Raw genomic sequence first — 12,699 nt, 5'->3', positions numbered from 1 at the left:
ACCTTTAGATAGCGATAGCTGTAGGGTTGATTTAAGTGCCTTCTTACCTGTCTGTCTTGTTTGCAAATACTTGATAGCAGATTTTTTAAAAGGTATCCAACCCAGTGATTTACGTTTGGCATCAGGACGGTTGCTGCGCCAGCTAAGCTTGGCTTTTTTAAATTGTTTACGTGATTTAGCGTGTGTCTCATTGATAGTCTGTAAGGTCTGACTGTGTAATCCTAAATATTCACCGCTACCTTTGGTGTACTGGTTTAAATCATAGGCTGAAAAGTACTTACCGGTACGTTTTAGATGCTCAAAGCAAAGTGCATTAATATAGTTCCACACAAAGTTCACTGAACCGCTTAGCTGATTCAGCTCTTTTATGTGTTTGTCTTTAATGCGTAGCTTGAGGGTTTTCATATGCTTAGTATGGCAAGATTAATTTTAGCTTACAACCCTTTAACGACTTCTTACGACAGTGTGTGTCGCCTTATATCCACTCCCTGAAGTGGGTGGTTTTACGGCGACTGGTGATAAAATATTGAAGATGTTGTCAGCAGGTTACTGTAAACATTTTTTAGGCGAGTCTCAATCAGATATTGAGTATTGAAATCATTTGATACAAAGCTTGTTAAAAAAAGGATTAACTGTTATAATCCGGCGCTTTATAGCAATTAGTAAATTTATTGTTAGCTTGTAAATAGTAACACCAATTTATTTCAATGTAGATACCCCTTATTTAACTAATTAACTAAAATAAGTACTAAGTATCTGCTATAAATCTCCTTGCTGTTGACATGGGGTCAATGGCTACTAATCCGTAAGGAGTCCTAAATGAGACATTACGAAGTGGTGCTTATCGTACACCCTGACCAAAGCGACCAAGTAGTCGGAATGGTTGAGCGATATATCAAATTAGTTCAAGACAACAATGGTATGGTTCATCGTCTGGAAGACTGGGGCCGTCGTCAATTGGCTTACCCAATCAACAAAATCCATAAAGCACACTATGTTTTATTCAACATTGAGTGTGATGGTGCAACTCTAGAAGAGCTTGAAGAGCTATTCCGTTATAACGACGCTATCATCCGTAGCCTAGTTGTTCGTCGTGACGACGCTATTACTGAGCCTTCACAATTAGCGAAAAGTGCTGATGAGAAGCGTGCCCGTAAAGCTCCACGTAGCGAAAACTCAGACAACGATCAGGATGATGAGTCTAACGACGATTCTGACGAATAATTTAAGCTCATTTAAGGAGAAGATCCATGGCACGTTTTTATCGCCGTCGCAAATTTTGCCGTTTTACCGCTGAAGGTATCACTCACATTGACTATAAAGATGTTGAGCTACTAAAACAATACATCAGTGACAATGGTAAAATTGTTCCAAGCCGTATCACTGGTACGTCTAACAAATATCAGCGTCAATTAGCAACTGCTATCAAACAAGCTCGTTACTTAGCATTGCTACCATACACTGACAATCATCAGTAAGCCAACTTAGGAGTGACTCATGCAAGTTATTTTATTACAGCGTATCGTCAACCTTGGTAAACTTGGCGAAACTGTCGATGTAAAATCAGGTTACGGTCGTAACTACTTAATCCCTCAAGGTAAAGCTTTACCAGCTACTCCAGCTAACGTTGAGAAATTTGAAGCTCGTCGTGCTGAACTTGAAGCTATCGAAGCTGAAGAATTAGCCGCTGCACAAAAACGTGCTGACGCTTTAACTGACGTTAACGTTATCATGCGCGCTAAATCTGGTGAAGACGGTAAGCTATTCGGTTCTATCGGTACTCGCGATATCGCTGATGCTCTAACCAAGTCTGGCCTTGAAGTTGACCGTTCTGAAGTTAAGTTACCTGAAGGTACTTTACGTCAGGTTGGTGAATACAACGTTGACATCCAACTTCACCACGACATCTTTGCTAGCATCTTAGTTACTATTCTTTCTGAAGATGGTGATGTAGAAGCTGCACAACAGCAAGAAACTGAAGAAGACGCAGAGTAATTACTGCCCTACAACAGTTTAGTTGTTAAAAAAGTCAGCTTCGGCTGACTTTTTTTATGATCAAAACAACTTATTTAGCTAAATTTATCAATATGTTACGTTATGTAAGATTTGCCAAGGTAATCTTGTGCTAATCTGAATTTAGTTATATAATGTCTCGTTCCATTGGGGATGTTCTGGCTTCGACGCTGGTGATGAAACTCAATGATGCATGTCGAGAGTATATGTCCTCTCGTAAATCAAACATATATTGTTATAGTCGCAAACGACGAAACTTACGCTCTAGCAGCTTAAACCCTGCTTACTCCTCTGCCCTTTACCCATAGTGGGTTAGACGAGTTGAAGCGCACGCATATGGGTTCGCTCAAACAACTGCCTTAGTTGTTTGGGTTCAAACTTAAAGGATCGCCCTATCCAACCTGACTGTCGGTTCGGTGCGGGTTAAAGCCAAAGACAGACCCTAAACATGTAGATTCATGAGCGTAGTGCTGGCGGACGCGGGTTCAACTCCCGCCATCTCCACCAAATATTAGTAATAAAATCAAGCCCCTCAACAGAGGGGCTTTTTTTATGACAGGATTTTGACGTGATTTTACTTAAAAGCATGTCATTCTAATTATCTTTGGCAGCATACTTAAGATTACCAACAATACGTCTAGCCCAGCCACGACCAAAAGTGGCCCATGTTCTAAGTCTTGTATAAAACTCTAAGCGCTCAGCATTGAATAGCAAGATAACATCGTTTTTATCTTTGCTATTAACAGCAGCAAGTGTACGCGGCCCAATAATACCGTCATCATTCACACCAACAGCACGTTGTAAAAACTTAACCGCATTACGGTTCCCATGGTTGTATGCTGCATCCACTAACTGCCAAGCCACAGCCGGTGGTAAATCATCACCTCTAACTGCTAACCAGTATGATGTCGTTGCTATCTCCCTGGCTTTACTTTTTGGTAATTGTCGCATAGGCCCATAATACCCATGCGCCTGTGCAACTCGCTTAGTTACACCCCACATTGTTTCGCCACCCGGATCATTAGGGTGGTTAACATAACCGCCTTCGTGCTGCATTAATCTATCAAAAAACTCATTAAATTTGCTCATTTTTAAATCCTTTATATATAAAAAACCCGCTAGTTGCGCGGGCGTAATCGTTTAGTTTTGCATCGTCGGTATCTGCTAATCAACCAACACCAAGTTATAACCATAAACACCCTTTGCAGCTCAATCGGCGAGCTGTACGTTACTGGCATTTCTAAAAATATCAGTGCTGCGGTTGACCACGAAAGCGTGCCTAAGATGACTGGCAGAGCATCGCAAGCCACTGTTCGCATGTTGTGCTTAGCGATGTGCAGATGCTTGATTAAGATATAAAATCCGTAAGCGGCTGCTAACATACACATAACAGCGCTTAGATTAAAATTAAGACTTGTCATCTCGACCCTCCTTGTCATCTACTACAACCTTAAACTTAAACGGGTTGATAGTATTAAACAGCTCAGCTTGATTGCGTGGCAGTGACGCAACAGCTAACAATGCTTGCAAAATCGGTGCTGACAATAAAGCAGCCACAAACGCATAAGCTGACATAATTGGCGGCTGCGGCTCAGCGGCTGACGCTAGCACAAGACACAGTGACAAAGCCCCGAATAGACCCAAAAACGGCTTAGCAATCATTAAAAAGCGAAAATGCTCATCAATCGCTTTAATCTTAAAGAATAGCGACCCTGCACCACCGGCCGCCGCAAAAATCCAGATAGGCAACCATGACTTGAGAAATGGCACTCCTACACCGTAATTATTTAAAGTTACAGTGTCTGGAGGTTTTCCCGAGCTTGCTACCGCCGCCGTCATCAGTAGCAGCAATGCAGCTAACAGCCACAGCATTTGTTTTTTGATGCAAATGCCGCAGCTTAAAATCTTTTTGAGCATATCGCCCCCTTGTTTTAGATATAAAAAAACCACCGGTTAAGGTGGTTGTTACTCAGTTTCGACTTCGACCCATTCTAAGCCATTCCATCTGTAGCCTACACCATCAAACGGATATGGGGTAAGCGTAAAATCGCAATCTTCTGGTATATCTTTTAGGATATAGGTAACATCCCCAGCGTCTTGATATTTCAACTTTCCCGTACTTTTCTCGTAGATGTATAGAATTGTATTCATCGCTTTGCTCCAAATAAAGTTAAACTACGTCCTGCAATATGTAGCTCACGACCTTGTTTAGCCGACTGTGCTGTAATGTAGTACCTGACCTCACCAGCAGGAGGGTAGTCAATAAAGTTAGCAATGGTGGCAAATTTGTAACTTAGGTAATATCTCCAAGAGGGTTCCCAATAAGAGGGGTTGTTGTTTGGTCGATCAACCCACCTACCCCCACTAACTTCGGACTGAGCACCAAGGACTATGGTGCGTAAAGGGGTTGACCTACCTTGCCTATATATTTTCATAGTAACTTTATCATTTGCATCAAATGGCTCACCCCAAGTAATATTTCTCAAAGATATACTCTCAAAATTACAACCCACAGAGACACTACCCCCTGCACTGTCGATAGTCAGACTGGCAATCTCTATAGGGGCTGTCCCCACTGCGGTTGTAGATTCTTCAATGTATTGAACCCTAGACGTTGTGATTGCATTGCCTGCAATATGTAACGTATCAACCTGACCATTCTTTAGTCTAACATCGCCCTCGAAAGTGCCATTCTTAGCAGTGACGTTACCTTGATTGTCAACAATAAACTTATCATTGATATTAATTTGGCCGCCTTTTATAACAGGTGCGTTAATTTCAGTATTTGCTCTGATTTTATCGCCGGTTATTGTGCCTGTGGCAAGCAAGTTACCGTCCAAATACAAACCACTTGGTACCGTAACGCCATTAATAGTGGTTGAGCTTGGATAATAGACTAAGGGTCTAACTTTGGACTTGTTATCCGGGGAAGTAATCCAGAATCTATTTGAGATAATGCCAAAATCTAGCCTAGCATCCTCATCTTGTAGTAAACCATAACCCCCTGAATTACCGTTTGCATCAATCTTGATAAAGTATTGAGCTTTAATTTTGCTCTCAGTCAGTTTTAGGCTATCAAGCTCTTTTTTCTCCTGATTTAGCTGATTAATCTGGTTGTTAATCGCATCTTTTTGAGCATTAGCATCAGTAATAGCACTATCCAATAAAGCAATCTGATCTAGATAAGATTGTTTTAATGCCAAGTTGTTTTCGGCTTGAGCTTGGTTAGCTTTAACCTGTAAATCGTACTTTTTAGCTTCATACTCAGCAATCAGCGATGTTAAATCAGATTTCTTAGTGGTCAATACAGCAACATCTTTATCAAGTCGAGCTTTTGCAATCTCGTATTTTAACTTCTCAGCATCGCCCAGACTCGCCACCACTTCGATTGCGTTTTTTTGACCTTTTACATCGTTTTGGATTGTCGTTATCTGTCCACCAATGTTGCCAAATTTACTATCAAATGTGCCTACTTGCTGGGTGACACTACCAAGCTGTGTACTAAGCTGACTGTACTTAGCTGCAAGACCGGTTTCAGGCGTTGTAACAACTAGCTTTAAGTCGAGTATGTCAGCACTGTTTTCACCCACTTTAGCTGACAACCTGCTTTGTTCGGAAGCTATTGCTAAGTCCTTATTGGCAAGCGTAACAAGCTCATTTTGTATATGAGCGCTATTGCTATTAAACTCAGACTGTAAGTCATCAATACGTAAATTAGCATTGTAGTCAGCTTGGGCGACTGACACAGCAAAGGTGCGCTGTATCGAGCGGTTTTTATCAGCATAGCGATTTTTGTCAGCATATCTAAAATCGATTTCAGCTGATAGCTCAGTAACTCGTCTAGCATTTGCTAAGTCAGCATTTACAAAGCCTGTGACCTGCTCTTTAGTAATTGCTGCTAAAGTCTTATCTTCTCCCTTATACCAGGAATCTAATACATTAAGCCTGTCAGCATAAGTACCACTATCATGAGATAGCACCCTTAACTGCTCTCGTATAGATGATGCGAGAGGGGTCTCATCTTTACCAAAGATTGTGCTGGTTAAATCGCGTATTTGCTCGCTAGATGATATTTTATAATCACTAAATGCACGTTTGATATCAAGTACAGCAGATGATGATGCGCCAGGACTGGGGCGACCAATAGCAATCCAGTCGACCTTAAAGTAGTTTAAGTTATCTGCAGTCTCAGCCACTTTAATACTAAAGTTTGAGATATTGCCAGACCAGCCCAAATCAAAGCTGACGTTAGCCACGCCCTCTTCGATAGATGGCTCTTTAATCGTTGTACTACCGCCATTCCACTCTACTAAGCCAGACCATGTTGGCGTCCCGACTTTCTCGATGCGCATTTTGATGTGATGATAAGCACTGGTGTTAAGCGCTATAGTATTGCCATCATCATCTGTTTTATTAAGACTTGGGCTTTGCAGTTTAGTAGTACGAGCATTGAGATAGCCACTGTTATAAACGCCGCCCGTCCAGCCCTCAGCATTACTGTCAAAATGCCATATTTGATATGGATCAAACTGTTCACCAACTCCCGCGCTAAGCAGACTAATTTGCTCAGATAGTGCGCTAAAGTCTGAAGCACGTGCTTGGCGTTCTTGATACAACAAGCCTTTTGATAATGCGCCTAAATCATCACCCTTATAACCGCCGGTCATCTGAGCTGATAAGCTCTCTATCTGACGAGTAGCTGCTTCTGTCTTAGTGACGTTTGTAGTAATTTGCTCAGTGTAGCTTGAGCGCATATTATCAAGCTCTGCAGACACACCTCTTGATAATTCAGATAACACATAGCCTTGCTGTGCCACTGTTTTTGCAAACGTCCAAGCAGTACCACGAGCCTTAGACGCATAACGGTTTTTGTCAGCGTATCTAAAATCAAGCTCTGATGATAGATAAGTAAGTTTTTCTGAGCTCTTCTCTAACTCATTATCAACCTCTGCTTGATGCTCAACTATACCATTGATACTACCAGCTAATGCATCAGCACGCTCATGTAAGCTTTTGCTGTTATCAAGTGCAGACGTACCGATTGCATCAATTCGTGCTTTGCGTTCATCGGCTATAGATTTGACTAAGCCTTTGGTTTCATCACCTACAATATTTTCAAGCGGCTCAATCCTTTTAATTTTATCAATCTTACTCTTAAGCTCTTGATGTAGATGCGACTGCTCAATATCACCGGCAATTAAATCTAGCACTTGGCTTGAGTCATTAAGCACTTCGCCTCTAGCCCAGTTACTCCAGTCACCCTTAAAACCTAGTTTGTCGACAATGCGGCCACGGTAATACTGCACCAGTCCGTTTTGTAAGCCGTTAAGCTTGGCGTTGTTGGTTGGATAGCTGTACTGTCCAAGTAGAGCCACATTAGTATCTGGCGCGGATGCTACCTGTATTTCTGTGTAAGCGGCGTCACCTGAGCCTTTTGCAAATGACCAATTAAGCTCCATGCCAAATAAAGTACCGGTGGCTTTTAATGACAACAAACTTGGCGGCTTACCAGCCTTGCCCTCAACTTTTGTTAAAGCAGAAGTGGCAGGCTTCGAGACAGCATCAAACGCACTGACAGCACGCACGCGAGCAATATAATTGCCACTGTACACGCCATCAACTTCCACTGAAATATTACCTGTGCGTGGTAGTGGTACCCAATCACCATCATCTTTTCGCCACTCCACGTCATACGCAACAGCATCTTTTACTTGCTCCCAAGTTATTACAAGCGTAGTGACAGTTTGCGCTTGCTCAATGCGATGACGAGTAGATAGAGTTATTGACTGTGGCGCGTCAATGATCATTGACATAAGCGGTGGCAGCGGCGGCTTATTCTCAATAATAGTGCCATTGTCAATCTGCTGCTGCAGAGTTGCATCGTATTGTAGTGCTGTGTAGCTATACTGTGTGCCGTCCTCGTTTGCACGTACTGATAGCACAATAAATGACATAGTTGGTAGTTCATCGCTACTGACTGCCCACACGTTCTCGCTTGATACGGCATCAAATGGCTTGCTGACAGTGATTTCTCGGCCATTGATGCTTAATATCTCGCGAGTTTGTGCTTTGCCAGATTCTAAGTTAACAACCAACTTGTCGCCTGGTGACACCGGTACATTGTCTCTATCAACAGTAATGATAGTACGATCTTTATTAACACCAGATATACGCCCACCAGTGTTGTGACCAGTGAACATGATATCTGGAATATCAATACGGTCACCGACGCTTGGCAATGCACCGTCTAGACCCATGGTAAATGATACGGTTTGTGTTCGATTCTGCTCAGTTAATAAAGCAGCTAAGCCAAAGCGGTACGCTTCACCCTCGCTAGTACAAGCGATAGCTGATAAATCAAGTATGTTGATGCCAATCTCAGCGATAGCCCGCTCGTTGCGGACAAAGACATAATCTACTTCGTAGTTATTATCTGGGTTCGAGTACCCGACTTTTGCGATAGTGTGGCGTTCGTTTGCAGCTGTACCGGTCTTAACAAACTCGCCATTTATAACGTTGGCACGGGTAATCACATAATCACAGTCTTTATAGGTATCTGCGTCTAATATGATTTGCGACCCATTCCAGAATGCCATACCGCGGAAAATACCGGCAATATGTTGCAGTACGTCAAACGCTGTTTCGGCCGTCTGTAGATATAAGTTACAGGTATAGCGAGGTTCTAGCCCACCTTTACCATCATCAACCATGACATCACAGATTTTTGCGATATGCTCAATGGCCCATTTATGGATCATATATGGCTTTAATTTGTTGCCTAGGCCATATCTATCATTTGTGATTAGATCATAGTAAATCCAAGCTGGATTGGTTGTAAAAGCCTCTTTGAATTCGCCAGTCCAAATACCAGTGCTCTTTCGGGTCTCTGCATCATAATTAACAGGCACCTTAACATAACGACCATACGTCTCAAACGATACTTTTGGGGTGTTGCCAAATGCACGGGAGTCCCATGTTAGCTTGATAACAGCGGAGTGTGGATAGCATAATTTAGCGTCAATAATCTCAGCAATGCTATCAATGTGCATCTGATTAAATAGACGCTCGTTATCACCATCTTCTGTGATTTTACGGACACGTACCTGCCAGTTATTATTAGCATCCGGCAGCGGGATATTGTGAGTACGTTGATAGCGCCCAGATGTCTTTGCAGTAAGTGATTTACTGACCATAGTCAACCAAGCACCACCATCTGTACGTACGTCGATAGCGTAATCTACTGTGGTACCGTTTACATCGCCATTGTCTTCCATTTTTGACAGCCGTGGCCACGACACATTGACGTTGATACTAGATAACTCGATATCAGTTATTAGGCGAGTCCATGGCACACTACTGCGCAACTCTGTGTTGACCACTCTTTCAGTGCTGGCACTAGGCACACCAGGTATATGAGTTTGATCAACAGTGCCGTGTCGAATTTCCCACTCTACGTTTTCAAAGTTACGATGGCCATTGTCATCTTCAAGCGGTGTGTCTTCGAAGTAAATGCTTTTTGAGCCGTTCACTAAACCACGGATTTCACCCTCACCAAGCAAATAAAGGGCCGTAATCTTAGTAATAGACGCAACAGTATCGTCAGATATACGCGGGGTATGGGGCTTTTTTTGTCCGGCTTTAGAGCCATAGATTAATTGCATTATGTGTCCTCGCTTACACTCATACCGCCTAGTAGATGCCCGCCAATGCGGCCACGCCCATATTGCAATGGTACGCAGTTACCGGATTTAACGCTTGTAACTGCTCCGCCATAGCCGTAATTTGGCTTATTTTCGCTAGGGTCTCGCGGGTCGATTTTGGGTGTGGGCATTAATAGCGTTGTTGCACCCTCTAACAATAACCCTGCACCTGCTCCCATCAATGCACTTGAAAAAGGGGCGCCAAATGGCGTAAAACTTAGCCCAATAAGAGCTACGCCTGCCACCACTTGCAAAATCCCCAACGAGTCGCCGCCTGAGCCGATAATCTTGGGAACGATGCGAATGACAGACGCCCCTGTTTGTTGCTCAATCTCTTCAGGCCCAATATTGTTGTCATCGTTATACACAGCAAAAAAAAGACCGCTATCATGAGCGGTCTTCATAAACTTTCTAAAACCTGGTATTTGGTAGCTTAAGGCTTCGCATGCTTCGCGCGGGGTTGCTACGTCTAGTTCGAAAAACTTACCAAACTTTTCAGCCAATACGCCATGTAATTCAATCTTCTTGAGCATTGTTAGTCCCGCCTATTAAAGATTTATGTCTAATAATTAAGGCTGTACGACCTTGCCAGGCATTACCATAAATCTCACGTTTTGAGCGTCTGCCATACGGATGATGCAAAATGATATGATCACCAATGCAAGGTTCGGTATCTTCTGATTTTAGACTGCCGTCATCACCCAAGTATATTAAAGCGTGGTTTACTTGCTTGGTCGGTTGCACAGCACATAAGATAATGTCGTGACGCTGTAAGTCGTCCACTTGTACAAACCCTTGTGATTTATAGTTATCAAGATACAGACTGGACTCTGCCGTTTCCCACCATCTATCGACTCTCTCAAAATCATCAAGCTTAATGTCAAGCTCGCGCTCATAGTAGTCTTTGATGATAGTAAAACAGTCAAGCTCACCGTGCACATACTGACGGTTGATTAGTGCCTGTTTGACGCCCTCGTAATAGATACCAAATTCAATTTCAGGATAGGCGACAATAACCCACGGAACGCCGTGCTTATCAATGTTTTGATTGTCAACTAAAGAAGGCTGACAAGTGCCGTCTGGATGGCTATGCACAATTGCCTGTACTTTACCCAGCGCTTCCGCTTCTACCAGGTCGCGCGGGTCAATCACAAAGTCCTCTTCACGACTCGCAATATTGTTGCATGGTACATACTGACGATTAATGATGAGGCCACAGCATTCGCGCGGGTAGCATTGCTTGGCATGCTCAATGATTGCGTCTTTTGCTTTTTTAGTCAGTTTCATGATTCACCTTAGCTGATACGAGACGATGCGAACCCGCCATGTCTTAGTGGCTGATTCTCGCCAAATCGGAGCTTACAGTCTTTAATAAGGCCACCGCACTTATCAAGCGCGGGGTTGTCTGTAGGCTTGCCGTCTTCAGTAAACATAGCCGCGCCCGTATAGCCGCACGACTCACCTCGGTATTTGCCTTTGACGCACCAATCACAGTATTTTGTGATAGTGCGAGCTGGTATTTTTTGATTTTGCGCAGTAAGCGGTGTGCTCAACTCAAAGACAACTTCGCTTGATTTCTCGCTAAGCGACTCGCGCAACTTCTTATTGATTTCCCAATCTTGAAAGCTAAACTGGGTGGAGTCAGCTGAGAGGTTGCCGTCCGCGAAATTAGCAGAATCAAGATATTTAGCGAGCACACGAATTACCTTGAGCTTGGCTCCAACAAAGTCGTTAAAGTAAGCACATAGTATGCCTATTGCCCCAGCTTGGCCGTCAATCATGTTGGCAACAGCTAGTGATGGTGATGACGGCCTACTATCCCCGCGCACTTCAAGACCATCGGTGCTAATAGGCATTGGAGTAAACGTCTTGCCCTGCCAGATTATATTTCTTTTAAGAACTTCGTCTTTACCTATTGGCTTTGTATATTTGTTTTTATCGGCATACTGATTTTTGCTTGCATGCTCAAAAATATACACCCAGTCTTGATGACTTATATGACCATGCCAACGGTAAATATCACCGCCCAATTGAGTTGCGTCTAACTCGTAAAGCGTAACGAGACCCGAGACTGATAGTTTTTGGAGGTCATTAGATAGTCGGCTCATCTAGTTGCTCCTGCGGTAAGTCGTTAAAGCGAAGCATTACAACCGCACCTTCGGGAATATCCGTTGGTTGCTCATAGTCTGCGACAATAGATACAGTCTCAAAATCAAACTTTTTCTTGTAAGTTTTGAGTGTGATTACTCCATTTCTCTCTGTTGCTTCGCAAATACATAACACGTTCCCGTTAACATCTTTAGGTGGTTTTAGGTTCCAGCCATCATTCTCTCGAAGTCCTGTCGTGCCTGTGATTTCATAGACGCCTGTTTTAATGTTTTTCACTTCAATATCTAATTGCTCGGCTTCGTGTACTTTCTCGAAGCTGTCGTGTTGTACTTTTAGTACAGGACTTGAGGCCACTAGGTAGCCTGTGCCCGCCTCTTTTGTTGTGTTTTGGTCAGTATATACTTTAGCCCACGCACTCCAAGATAAGTCAGCGTTGCCCGTTGCCACCCTTAACCACATATTGGCGGTACTACCAAACGCGGGTGTCACTACTTGGAGGCGGTTCATTTTGTTCGCATTCCGTGTCGAGATAGTCTGTAAAAATACATAACTTGGCGAACCATTTGGCGCGTTTTTGGCAAATGTTGAGCTGTATACCCTTTCTCCCGCTACATAATCATTGAAGTCTGTTGAACCTGCCTGGCTTGATGTTAATTCCCTATGTACTTGAGAGCCTGCTAGTTTTGCTATATCTTCTGCAAGTGGCACTTGTCCGTCAGCAGTGCCTACAAGCCTGCTCGCTGCGTTACTCTTATCAGCAAAGTTTTCGCGCACAATCTGCATGTTAGTCCATTCGTCATTGCCGGTTTTTTGCTCGGGAATGCCGTTGCCTGGGTCGGGTAATTTTATAGCCATTATATTTACTCCAAAAAAAGCC

General features: G+C 43.2%; 11 protein-coding genes, 1 other RNA gene and 1 pseudogene. 4 read left to right on the top strand and 9 right to left on the bottom strand.

The genetic code is table 11. The features are described 5' to 3' along the window. Positions 1-405, bottom strand: a pseudogene (locus A1232T_RS06190) (RNA-guided endonuclease InsQ/TnpB family protein); the annotation flags it as partial. Positions 406-819: 414 nt separating this feature from the next. Between A1232T_RS06190 and rpsF the strand changes: the two are divergent. The 4 genes from rpsF (at position 820) to ssrA (ending at position 2,520) form a co-directional block, all read left to right on the top strand. Then, positions 820-1,224 (top strand): 30S ribosomal protein S6, encoded by a 405-nt coding sequence (rpsF, locus tag A1232T_RS06185; protein WP_077448597.1) that lies wholly within the window; start codon positions 820-822, stop codon positions 1,222-1,224. Positions 1,225-1,250: 26 nt separating this feature from the next. After that, positions 1,251-1,478: a 30S ribosomal protein S18 gene (gene rpsR, locus A1232T_RS06180; protein ID WP_007395263.1), complete on the top strand. Its 228-nt coding sequence runs from the start codon at positions 1,251-1,253 to the stop codon at positions 1,476-1,478. Between the two features lie 19 nt (positions 1,479-1,497). Continuing rightward, positions 1,498-1,995: a 50S ribosomal protein L9 gene (gene rplI, locus A1232T_RS06175; RefSeq protein ID WP_077448596.1), complete on the top strand. Its 498-nt coding sequence runs from the start codon at positions 1,498-1,500 to the stop codon at positions 1,993-1,995. Between the two features lie 167 nt (positions 1,996-2,162). Beyond that, positions 2,163-2,520, top strand: a transfer-messenger RNA (tmRNA) gene (gene ssrA / locus A1232T_RS06170). A gap of 87 nt (positions 2,521-2,607) precedes the next feature. On the opposite strand, the gene A1232T_RS06165 is transcribed toward ssrA, so the two are convergent. The 8 genes from A1232T_RS06165 to A1232T_RS06125 form a co-directional block, all read right to left on the bottom strand. After that, the gene (locus A1232T_RS06165) at positions 2,608-3,102 is read right to left on the bottom strand and encodes a glycoside hydrolase family 108 protein (protein ID WP_077448595.1); all 495 of its coding nucleotides are present in this window, start codon (positions 3,100-3,102) and stop codon (positions 2,608-2,610) included. A 29-nt stretch (positions 3,103-3,131) separates the two neighbouring features. Beyond that, positions 3,132-3,434 carry a hypothetical protein gene (locus A1232T_RS06160; protein ID WP_077448594.1) on the bottom strand — a complete coding sequence of 101 codons (303 nt, stop codon included), beginning with the start codon at positions 3,432-3,434 and terminating at the stop codon, positions 3,132-3,134. After that, positions 3,421-3,930: a hypothetical protein gene (locus tag A1232T_RS06155; protein WP_077448593.1), complete on the bottom strand. Its 510-nt coding sequence runs from the start codon at positions 3,928-3,930 to the stop codon at positions 3,421-3,423. The genes A1232T_RS06160 and A1232T_RS06155 overlap by 14 nt, the downstream gene beginning before the upstream one ends. 230 nt (positions 3,931-4,160) lie before the next feature. Then, complete coding sequence (gpJ, locus tag A1232T_RS06145; protein ID WP_077448591.1) at positions 4,161-9,674, bottom strand: TipJ family phage tail tip protein; 5,514 nt, start codon at positions 9,672-9,674, stop codon at positions 4,161-4,163. After that, positions 9,674-10,246, bottom strand: coding sequence for a tail assembly protein (locus A1232T_RS06140; RefSeq protein ID WP_077448590.1), 573 nt, complete (start codon positions 10,244-10,246; stop codon positions 9,674-9,676). Before A1232T_RS06140 ends, gpJ begins: the two co-directional genes overlap by 1 nt. Then, the gene (locus tag A1232T_RS06135) at positions 10,230-11,000 is read right to left on the bottom strand and encodes a C40 family peptidase (RefSeq protein ID WP_077448589.1); all 771 of its coding nucleotides are present in this window, start codon (positions 10,998-11,000) and stop codon (positions 10,230-10,232) included. The genes A1232T_RS06140 and A1232T_RS06135 overlap by 17 nt, the downstream gene beginning before the upstream one ends. Before the next feature lie 8 nt (positions 11,001-11,008). After that, entirely contained in the window at positions 11,009-11,821 is an 813-nt protein-coding gene (locus A1232T_RS06130; RefSeq protein WP_077448588.1) for a phage minor tail protein L, read from the bottom strand. Next, positions 11,805-12,677: a pyocin knob domain-containing protein gene (locus tag A1232T_RS06125; RefSeq protein ID WP_077448587.1), complete on the bottom strand. Its 873-nt coding sequence runs from the start codon at positions 12,675-12,677 to the stop codon at positions 11,805-11,807. The genes A1232T_RS06130 and A1232T_RS06125 overlap by 17 nt, the downstream gene beginning before the upstream one ends. Positions 12,678-12,699: the final 22 nt, after the last annotated feature.

It is taken from the genome of Psychrobacter pasteurii, assembly GCF_900162815.1.
Taxonomy (GTDB): Bacteria; Pseudomonadota; Gammaproteobacteria; order Pseudomonadales; family Moraxellaceae; genus Psychrobacter; species Psychrobacter pasteurii.
The sequence above is the reverse complement of the archived record's forward strand: the minus strand, read 5'-3'. Positions and strand labels throughout refer to the sequence as shown.

What these genes read in the sequence shown, in the direction of transcription:
- rpsF (WP_077448597.1), top strand. Translation starts at nt 820, where the DNA reads ATGAGACATTACGAAGTGGTGCTTATCGTACACCCTGACCAAAGCGAC.
- rpsR (WP_007395263.1), top strand. Translation starts at nt 1,251, where the DNA reads ATGGCACGTTTTTATCGCCGTCGCAAATTTTGCCGTTTTACCGCTGAA.
- rplI (WP_077448596.1), top strand. Translation starts at nt 1,498, where the DNA reads ATGCAAGTTATTTTATTACAGCGTATCGTCAACCTTGGTAAACTTGGC.
- A1232T_RS06165 (WP_077448595.1), bottom strand. Translation starts at nt 3,102, where the DNA reads ATGAGCAAATTTAATGAGTTTTTTGATAGATTAATGCAGCACGAAGGC.
- A1232T_RS06160 (WP_077448594.1), bottom strand. Translation starts at nt 3,434, where the DNA reads ATGACAAGTCTTAATTTTAATCTAAGCGCTGTTATGTGTATGTTAGCA.
- A1232T_RS06155 (WP_077448593.1), bottom strand. Translation starts at nt 3,930, where the DNA reads ATGCTCAAAAAGATTTTAAGCTGCGGCATTTGCATCAAAAAACAAATG.
- gpJ (WP_077448591.1), bottom strand. Translation starts at nt 9,674, where the DNA reads ATGCAATTAATCTATGGCTCTAAAGCCGGACAAAAAAAGCCCCATACC.
- A1232T_RS06140 (WP_077448590.1), bottom strand. Translation starts at nt 10,246, where the DNA reads ATGCTCAAGAAGATTGAATTACATGGCGTATTGGCTGAAAAGTTTGGT.
- A1232T_RS06135 (WP_077448589.1), bottom strand. Translation starts at nt 11,000, where the DNA reads ATGAAACTGACTAAAAAAGCAAAAGACGCAATCATTGAGCATGCCAAG.
- A1232T_RS06130 (WP_077448588.1), bottom strand. Translation starts at nt 11,821, where the DNA reads ATGAGCCGACTATCTAATGACCTCCAAAAACTATCAGTCTCGGGTCTC.
- A1232T_RS06125 (WP_077448587.1), bottom strand. Translation starts at nt 12,677, where the DNA reads ATGGCTATAAAATTACCCGACCCAGGCAACGGCATTCCCGAGCAAAAA.